The following is an 8,125-nucleotide window of genomic DNA, read 5'->3' as shown; positions in this document are numbered from 1 at the left end:
GTCGACACGCTCGCCGCCGGCGACGTCTTCCACGGCGCCTTCGCCGTCGGCCTTGCCGAAGCCATGCCGTCCGAGCAGGCGCTGCGCTTTGCCAGCGCCGCCGCCGCGCTTAAATGCCTGCGCTTCGGCGGCCGGCTCGGCGCTCCGGACAGAGCCGAGACAATGGCCATGATGGCGGCGCACTGGCCCCCATCGGGACAGATCGAGCAGAAGGCCTAGGGCTTGGCCCCCGGGTGCTCCACGGCCTGACGGCCGAAATCCGGCACATCGATATCCTGGCCGGCCTCAATGATCGAGCGGCGGATGGCGCGCGTGCGGGTGAACAGGTCGAACAGCTTTTCGCCGTCGCCCCAGCGGATCGCTCGCTGCAGCGAGGCCAGATCCTCCGAGAAGCGCGCCAGCATTTCCAGGATCGCGTCCTTGTTGTGCAGGCACACGTCCCGCCACATGGTCGGGTCGGAAGCGGCCAGTCGGGTAAAGTCGCGAAAACCGGAAGCGGAGTATTTGATGACTTCCGTCTTGGTCACCGATTCCAGGTCGTCGGCGGTGCCGACGATGTTGTAGGCGATGATATGCGGCAGATGCGAGACGATGGCCAAGGTCATGTCGTGATGCTGCGGGTCCATCGTGTCGATGTTGGAGCCGCAGCGCCGCCAGAATTCGGAGAGCTTTTCCAGCGCCTCCGGATCCGTGCCCGGCAGCGGCGTGAAGATGCACCAGCGGTTGTCGAAGAGATCGGCGAAGCCGGCATCCGGCCCGGACTTTTCCGTGCCCGCCAGCGGGTGCCCGGGGATGAAATGCACACCGACGGGCACATGCGGCTGCATTTGCGCGATCACCGAAGCTTTGGTTGAGCCGACATCGGTGAGGATCGCGCCTTTCTTCAGCGCCGGCGCGATCTCGGCCGCGACCTCGCCGGACGAGCCGACCGGAACCGAGACGATGACGAGATCCGCGTCGCGCACCGCGTCTTCGGCCTCGGTCGTGTAGGAATCGCCGAGACCCAGTTCCTCGGCGCGCTTGAGCGTCGATTGGCTGCGCGTCGCGACAGCGATGTGGCGCGCCAGGCCTTCCCGGCGGATGACGCGGGCCAGCGACGAACCGATCAGGCCGATGCCGACCAGCGCTATTCTTCCGAACATCGTTGCTGTCATGGTGCTTCAGCTTTTCAGAAATGTCTTGAGCGCCTCGACGACGCCGCGATTGGCCTCCTCGATGCCGATGCTCATGCGCAGCGCGTTGGGAAAGCCGTAGCCGGTGACGCGCCGCAGGATGTAGCCGCGCGCGCTGAGATAGTCGTCCGCGGCCGCTGCCGAATGCTTTTTGTTGTCGGGGAAGTGGATCAGCACGAAATTGCCGACGCTGGGCGTCACGCGCAGCCCGAGCCCGGTCAGCTCCTCGCTGACCCAGGCAAGCCACTTCTCGTTATGCGCCACGCTGCGCTCGACATGGGCGCGGTCGCGGATGGCCGCGATGCCGGCCTCGATCGCGGTTGCATTGACGTTGAAGGGCCCGCGCACCCGGTTGATGGCATCGACGATATGCGCCGGTCCGTACATCCAGCCGATGCGTGCGCCGCCGAGGCCGAGCTTGGAGAAGGTGCGGGTCATGACCACGTTCTCCGAGCTCCCGGCCAGCTCGATGCCGGCTTCATAGTCGTTGCGCCGCACATATTCGGCATAGGCCGCGTCGAGCACTAGGAGCACGCTCTTGGGCAGTCCGGCATGCAGCCGGCGCACCTCCTGGAACGGCACATAAGTGCCGGTCGGATTGTTGGGGTTGGCGAGGAACACGATCCGCGTCGCCGGCGTCACCGCGGCGAGGATTGCGTCGATGTCGGCGCGCTCGTCCGTCTCCTTGACCGCCACCGGCTTGGCGCCGGCGGCTTGGATATAGATCTTGTAAACCATGAAGGCGTGTTCGGTGAACACGGCCTCGTCTCCCGGCGCGAGATAGGTCTGCGCCAGCAGCCCCAGGATCTCGTCGGAGCCATTGGAGCAGACGATGTTTGCCGGATTGAGGCCGTGCACATCGGCGATCGCCTCGCGCAGCCGGCGGGCGGAGCCGTCGGGATAAACGTCCAATTTGGCAGCCACCTCCCGGGCGGCCTCGATCGCCTTCCGCGAGGGCCCGAGCGGATTCTCATTGGACGACAGCTTGTAGACCTTCGTCACGCCGGCCGGCGCGGTACTTTTTCCCGGCACATAGGCCTCGATGTCCATGATGCCCGCGCGGGGCGTCGGACGTGGCTGATCCTGCTTCATGTCACAAATCCGTCGAGAGGCCCTGGTTCGAGGCCGCAGCGGAAATACAGGCGGTGGCCCCGAATGTCGAGGGGCCGGCGCGCTCGCGCGTAGGCAGACCGTTGACGAAGCGCGGCGCTGGCCCTAGAAGAACAGCCGGATCTCCCGTGGTGATTTGGCCGGTCGGCTTGCAGCCACGTTAAACAATTCGCTAAAGGGCCGTTTGCAACCTGTAACCGGCTTTGCGAAGGCAGGCCGGTTTTTTGTTGTCCGTTGCCGGCCGGACGCCGTATCGCGAGATCGATGCGACTGGATGGGGAATGCAATGGCCGCTCAGCGCGCTCCAAGGACCAACCACGAGGCCGACCAACCGTCGAGCCCGGTGTTGCAGTTCGGTCCCGACAAGCCGCTAAAACTCGATGCGGGCACCGTGCTGTCGCCGTTCCAGGTCGCTTACCAGACCTACGGCGCCCTCAACGACGCCCGCTCCAACGCCATCCTCGTCTGCCACGCGCTGACCGGCGACCAGCATGTCGCCAGCACCAACCCGGTGACCGGCAAGCCGGGCTGGTGGGAGGTGCTGATCGGCCCCGGCAGGATCATCGACACCCGCCGCTTTTTTGTCATTTGCGCCAACGTCATCGGCGGCTGCCTCGGCTCCACCGGCCCGGCCTCGACCGATCCGGCGACAGGCAGGCCCTATGGGCTCGACCTGCCGATCATCACCATCCGCGACATGGTGCGGGCGCAGCTGATGCTGGTCGATCATTTCGGCATCGAGAAGCTGTTCTGCGTGCTCGGCGGCTCGATGGGCGGCATGCAGGTGCTGCAATGGGCCGCAAGCTACCCGGAACGCGTCTTCTCCGCGTTGCCGATCGCCACCGGCGCCCGCCATTCCTCGCAGAACATCGCCTTCCACGAGGTCGGGCGGCAGGCTGTCATGGCCGATCCGGACTGGCACGGCGGCAAATATCTCGATTTCGGCAGGCGGCCGGAAAAGGGGCTCGCCGTGGCGCGCATGGCCGCGCACATCACTTACCTCTCGGAAGCAGCGCTGCACCGCAAGTTCGGCCGCAACCTGCAGGATCGCGAGGCGCTGACCTTCGGCTTCGACGCCGATTTCCAGATCGAAAGCTATCTGCGCCATCAGGGCATGACCTTCGTCGACCGTTTCGACGCCAACTCCTACCTCTATCTGACCCGCGCTATGGACTATTTCGACCTCGCCGCCGACCACGGCGGACGGCTGGCCGATGCCTTCGCGGGCACTAAGACACGCTTCTGTCTCGTGTCGTTCACAAGCGACTGGCTGTTTCCGACCGAGGAAAGCCGCTCGATCGTGCATGCATTGAACGCCGCCGGCGCGTCCGTCTCCTTCGTCGAGATCGAGACCGACCGCGGCCACGACGCTTTCCTGCTCGACGAACCGGAATTGTTCGCGGCCATCAACGGCTTCATAGCCTCGGCGGCGCGCGCAAGGGGGCTCAGCCTATGAGTGGCGCGCGATCTCTGTGTCCTGGGCGCATTTCTGAGGCGCCGAGATTCCGACTGGCTGGAAATGCTCAAAGGCCGGAGGTGTGCCCATGAGCGTCAATCGCGCCCAGCGTGTCGACCTCGAAGTCGTCACCGATCTCATCCCGCCGCATTCGCGCGTGCTCGATGTCGGCTCCGGCGACGGCGTGCTTCTGGAGGTTCTGCAGGCGACCAAGCGGGTCGATGGCCGCGGCCTGGAGCTGTCGCAGCGCGGCGTCAACGAATGCGTGGCGCGCGGCCTTTCCGTCGTCCAGGGCGATGCCGACAAGGACCTCGAATTCTACCCCGACAAAGGTTTTGATTTCGTCGTCCTGTCGCAAACGCTGCAGGCGACCCGCAACCCGAAACTTGTGCTCGACGAGCTGCTTCGGATCGGCAACCGCGCGATCGTCTCCTTCCCCAATTTCGGCCATTGGCGCGTGCGCTTCTCGCTGCTGATCAAGGGCAGGATGCCGGTCACCAAGGACCTGCCCTATTCCTGGTACGACACGCCGAACATCCACTTCTGCACCATTCGCGACTTCGTCAATCTGTGCGAAGAGCTCGGCGCGACGGTCGAGAAGGCGACCGCGCTCGACGCCAACGGCCAGAAGATCGGCCTGTCGATGCCCTGGTGGTTCTGGAACTTCTTCGGCCAGCAGGCGGTGTTCTTGCTGAAACGATGATCTCGCTCGATCTCTTTCGACGTCGGCCGGCCGTGGTTCAAATCCCGTCGGAAATTCTGTCGGAGATAAGCACAGGGATTCTTGTGTGCACTTCGCCGCGTACCGGCAGCAATCATCTTGCAGGACTGATGGCTTCCGCCGGGCTGGGCAATCCACTGGAGTGGTTTGGCGGGCGCCGGCTGCTCGAACAGCCAGGCTATCCGCGCGATGCCAGAGGGCAGCTTCTGAGGGCGCTGACGGAAGGACGGTCCTCTTCCGGAATCTACGCGATCAAGCTTTTTGCGAGTCAATTCGCTCAAGTTGCCAAGAAGGTGAACCTCCCCGCCAGTCTTCCCAACCTTCACTATGTGCGCCTGACGCGCAGCGATTTGCTGGGTCAGGCGATCTCATGGGCGCGTGCGCGCCAAACCCGCAGATTCCGCTCTAGCGAGGTCAATCGCGCATCCCCACGCTATGACGGCGAGGCTATCGCCGAATCGCTCGAAAAGATTCTGATGGAAAATCTGGCCTGGGACGGGTGGTTCGCGAAAAACGGGCTGTCCTTTCTTGCGCTAACTTACGAGCAGGTCCAGCAAAACCCGAGAGGAAGCCTCGAGAAAATTGCCCAGTTGGCCGGGGTCGAGCCTGTCTGGGGAACGAATCTCGGATCAGGTCTCGAAATCCAGCGCGACGGGACCAATGACGAATGGAGAAAACGTTTCCTGTCTGAATATGCCGACCCGTCGAGCTTCCCGCACAGAAAAAAGCGCGGGTTCCTGAAGATCTAGAAAGAATCATGCGATTGAAGCGCAAACTTGCAAATAGAATGGCACCGAGAATCGTTTGACGGCATACCCCGCAGGGCTATAGCGACTGTACCGGCAAAACTGGTGGTGATTATCTATGGCTGAACACCCGATCTATTCGATCGTCATGGAGATGGAGAACGCCAAATCCATCGACTGGAACGAGATCGGCCTGGGGCTGAAGTCACTGGCGCGCGAAATCGCGGCTGTTTCCGCTACGGGTTTTGCAAGGCCAAAAGTTGTCGTGTCGCATGGCGGGCCCGATTCGGACGGCAGCTTGCTGCAAGCGAGCATTGAAGCTGAAGCGCCTGAATTGATGCAGGTTGCCGACCTGACGATCACAGCTTGCCCCGACGGCCGGTATTACGAACTCAAGAACAACGGCGTGCTTTTGACCGAAGGGGACATCGTCGTTTTCCTGGATTCGGACACGGTCCCTCAGCCAGGTTGGCTTTCAAATCTGCTGCAGCCGTTTCAACAGCCGCAAACCGTCTGCGTGAACGGCCATACCTATCTGTCCTATGACGACTTCTTCTCGAGAACCTTCGCCTTGATCTGGTTCTTCCCGATGGCCCGTGGAGACGAAAGATTCGCCTCGAAGCGGGCGATCAATGCCAACAATGTCGCCTTCCGGCGCCATTGGATCGTCAGCCACCCTTTCCCGGCACATAACGGCTTCAAGGTGTCCTGCACGCTGCTGATGCACCAGCTTCGGCGCGAGGGCCACAAGATCGTCAACGTTGATGCGCGCGTCTACCACTACTCTCCGCGCGGCTGGCGGTTCTTCTATTGGCGCGCGTTGGTGACCGGCAGGGACGCCGATCGCAAGTTCGTCGCGCTTCATGCCCCCAGTCGCAGCCAGCGGATCGTCAAGTCGTTCAGTCGCTGGTGGACCATGTCGTGGCGCACGACGCGACGCGTGCTCAGCCACGCGCCGCAAACGGGTATGCCTCTTTGGCAGATCCCGTTTTCACTGGTGGTAGGCCTGGCTTTTTATACCCTGGCATTTCTTGGTCATTTCAGCCTCGCTGCCGGTCTCGTAAGCGACGAAATCGAAACCGTGCCTGACTATGTCGGGCATAGTTGAAGGATAAACCGCCGCGAAGTGTTGCTTTCAAACCGCATGACTTTGAGGAAACACGCTCTGAACTTGACCCCGATGCGACACCTCAGGTGACATAGGCGGCTCTTTTCTGTAGCGTTTGCCGAATCCATCCGGGGGCGGACATGGAGGCAGGTGTGCGAGTATCTTACGGTCATCGTTTATCTGCCCATAACGAAAGTTAGATGCCGACTGCCTCCGACCCAGCTCCGCTGATCACCGTGATCACGCCGACGCACAACCGGCGAAGCCAGGTCGTGCGCGCGGTGGAAAGTGTTCTTGCCCAGACACTTACCCGCTTCGAGCACATTGTCGTCGACGACGGTTCGACCGACGGAACGGCCTTGGCGCTGGCCGAGATTCGCGATCCCAGACTGATCTATGTCGGCGCGAAATGGCGCGGCGCCAATGCCGCGCGCAACGCGGGCATCGAGCGCGCGCGGGCCCCGATCGTGACCTTTCTCGATTCCGACGATGTCTATCTGCCGGACCGCCTCGACCGGACGCTGTCGCACTTCGACAGGAACCCCTCGCTCGAAGTGCTGATCAGTTCCTTCATCTCGGTCAAGGGCGGCCGCAGCACCAAATGCATCAATCGTCAGGCCTTGCTCGACAAGAGCAGGCTGCAGCGCGCCCTGGTCTCGCAGACGATCTTCATCGCCGGCTCGGCGATCACCGCCCGGCACGAATCGCTGCTTGCGATCGGCGGCTTTGACAGCGATATCACGCGCATGCAGGACCGCGAATTGCTGCTGCGTTTTGCCAACCGCAGCGGCGCCTTGCTGTCGGATGATATAGACTGGAAGAAATACAATTCGGAAAATTCGATCTCCGGCCGGCGCGACGGCTATGTCGAGGCCTACGCCAACCTGATCGGCAAACATCCTTATATTGCCGACCGCTATCCCGACGTGCCGCCCTATATGATCGCGCGGCAGATCATCGCCGACATATTGAAGGGGAGGCTGCCACAGGCCTTTTCGGGCTATCTCGCCAACCGGTCGTCAAAGGCGCTCGGCTACTCGCCGACCGAACTGCTGCGCGGCTATGTCGTCGGCCGGCGCTGGCGCCGCGATTGCTATGACGAGTTCCGCGCCAAATACGGCGCCAGAGCGGCCTGAGGCACAGCGCGGCGCTCTGGCCGAAACAGTGCAAATTGGGACCTCACCGATCCAGCTCCGGAAAATACGGATCGGAAAACCGCTGCCGCAGCCGTTCGCCAAGCAGGCAGTCGGTCGGCGCCTCCGCGTCGACGCGGATGCTTCCGGCGTCGCCGATCCCGCTCACCTCCTGGATCAGCTTGCGGCGGATAGCCGTCGAGAATTCCGACGCCGCATAGATCGGCAACACGAACGAACCGGGGCCGCCGGTGACGCAATCGGCATAGTAGCGGTCGAGACGAATGACGCTCGGCGACGGATTGATCAGGATCGGCAGGCCGTTGACCACGATGCCTTTGGCCAAAGCCGCATCACGGATCATCGCGACGGGCCGCCCGGCATTGTTGGGCCCGTCCCCCGATATGTCGATGACCCGGCGCGGCGCCGAGTAGCTGTTTTTCTCCAGAAGTCCGGCGCCGAATCCGAGAGCGCCTGAAATCGACGTGCCGCGAAAGCTCCGGAACGGACGACCCGCGATGGTGTCGGCGAAGGCGTTGGCGCTGTCCGCGCCGTCGATCACTTGCCAGCCGATCACGCCGTCGTCGCGCACGACGCCCGCCCATTCGAAATAGGCGAGCGCGATGCGGCCCCTCGGGCCCGAGCGCGCGGCGCTGATGAAGTCGGGATGGCGCAGCGC

Annotated in this window: 9 protein-coding genes and 1 riboswitch; of the genes, 6 read left to right on the top strand and 3 right to left on the bottom strand. The window is 62.9% G+C overall.

The genetic code is table 11. The features are described from left to right. A partial coding sequence (locus EOA79_RS26610; RefSeq protein ID WP_245489935.1) for a PfkB family carbohydrate kinase occupies window positions 1-219 on the top strand: 219 nt, incomplete at its 5' end. On the opposite strand, the gene EOA79_RS26605 is transcribed toward EOA79_RS26610, so the two are convergent. Beyond that, window positions 216-1,154, bottom strand: a complete 939-nt coding sequence (locus tag EOA79_RS26605; RefSeq protein ID WP_179293612.1) for a prephenate/arogenate dehydrogenase family protein — start codon at window positions 1,152-1,154, stop codon at window positions 216-218. The genes EOA79_RS26610 and EOA79_RS26605 overlap by 4 nt on opposite strands. 6 nt (window positions 1,155-1,160) lie before the next feature. After that, a complete protein-coding gene (gene hisC / locus EOA79_RS26600) occupies window positions 1,161-2,264 on the bottom strand; it encodes a histidinol-phosphate transaminase (protein ID WP_095823988.1) in 1,104 nt (367 codons plus the stop codon). Window positions 2,265-2,400: 136 nt separating this feature from the next. Continuing rightward, window positions 2,401-2,478: riboswitch (SAM riboswitch) on the top strand. A gap of 90 nt (window positions 2,479-2,568) precedes the next feature. Between hisC and EOA79_RS26595 the strand changes: the two genes are divergently transcribed. The 5 genes from EOA79_RS26595 to EOA79_RS26575 all read left to right on the top strand — a co-directional run bounded on the left by EOA79_RS26595 (window position 2,569) and on the right by EOA79_RS26575 (window position 7,449). Continuing rightward, window positions 2,569-3,738: a homoserine O-acetyltransferase gene (locus EOA79_RS26595; protein ID WP_095823989.1), complete on the top strand. Its 1,170-nt coding sequence runs from the start codon at window positions 2,569-2,571 to the stop codon at window positions 3,736-3,738. An 88-nt stretch (window positions 3,739-3,826) separates the two neighbouring features. After that, window positions 3,827-4,441 carry a methionine biosynthesis protein MetW gene (gene metW, locus EOA79_RS26590; RefSeq protein WP_095823990.1) on the top strand — a complete coding sequence of 205 codons (615 nt, stop codon included), beginning with the start codon at window positions 3,827-3,829 and terminating at the stop codon, window positions 4,439-4,441. Next, window positions 4,390-5,208, top strand: coding sequence for a Stf0 family sulfotransferase (locus tag EOA79_RS26585; protein WP_127335555.1), 819 nt, complete (start codon window positions 4,390-4,392; stop codon window positions 5,206-5,208). Before metW ends, EOA79_RS26585 begins: the two co-directional genes overlap by 52 nt. 115 nt (window positions 5,209-5,323) lie before the next feature. Further along, on the top strand, window positions 5,324-6,313 hold the full coding sequence (locus tag EOA79_RS26580) for a glycosyltransferase (RefSeq protein WP_127335556.1): 990 nt from the start codon (window positions 5,324-5,326) through the stop codon (window positions 6,311-6,313). Between the two features lie 200 nt (window positions 6,314-6,513). Continuing rightward, complete coding sequence (locus EOA79_RS26575) at window positions 6,514-7,449, top strand: glycosyltransferase family A protein (protein ID WP_095782444.1); 936 nt, start codon at window positions 6,514-6,516, stop codon at window positions 7,447-7,449. Between the two features lie 43 nt (window positions 7,450-7,492). Here the strand turns inward: EOA79_RS26575 and EOA79_RS26570 are convergent. After that, the coding region (locus tag EOA79_RS26570) for a DUF1194 domain-containing protein (protein WP_164893956.1) at window positions 7,493-8,125 on the bottom strand (633 nt) is incomplete at its 5' end.

Source organism: Mesorhizobium sp. M1A.F.Ca.IN.020.03.2.1 (assembly GCF_004023205.1).
Lineage (GTDB): Bacteria > Pseudomonadota > Alphaproteobacteria > Rhizobiales > Rhizobiaceae > Mesorhizobium.
Note: the sequence above shows the minus strand (reverse complement) of the source record. Positions and strands in the feature narration are given on the sequence as shown.

What these genes read in the sequence shown, in the direction of transcription:
- EOA79_RS26605 (WP_179293612.1), bottom strand. Translation starts at nt 1,154, where the DNA reads ATGACAGCAACGATGTTCGGAAGAATAGCGCTGGTCGGCATCGGCCTG.
- hisC (WP_095823988.1), bottom strand. Translation starts at nt 2,264, where the DNA reads ATGAAGCAGGATCAGCCACGTCCGACGCCCCGCGCGGGCATCATGGAC.
- EOA79_RS26595 (WP_095823989.1), top strand. Translation starts at nt 2,569, where the DNA reads ATGGCCGCTCAGCGCGCTCCAAGGACCAACCACGAGGCCGACCAACCG.
- metW (WP_095823990.1), top strand. Translation starts at nt 3,827, where the DNA reads ATGAGCGTCAATCGCGCCCAGCGTGTCGACCTCGAAGTCGTCACCGAT.
- EOA79_RS26580 (WP_127335556.1), top strand. Translation starts at nt 5,324, where the DNA reads ATGGCTGAACACCCGATCTATTCGATCGTCATGGAGATGGAGAACGCC.
- EOA79_RS26575 (WP_095782444.1), top strand. Translation starts at nt 6,514, where the DNA reads ATGCCGACTGCCTCCGACCCAGCTCCGCTGATCACCGTGATCACGCCG.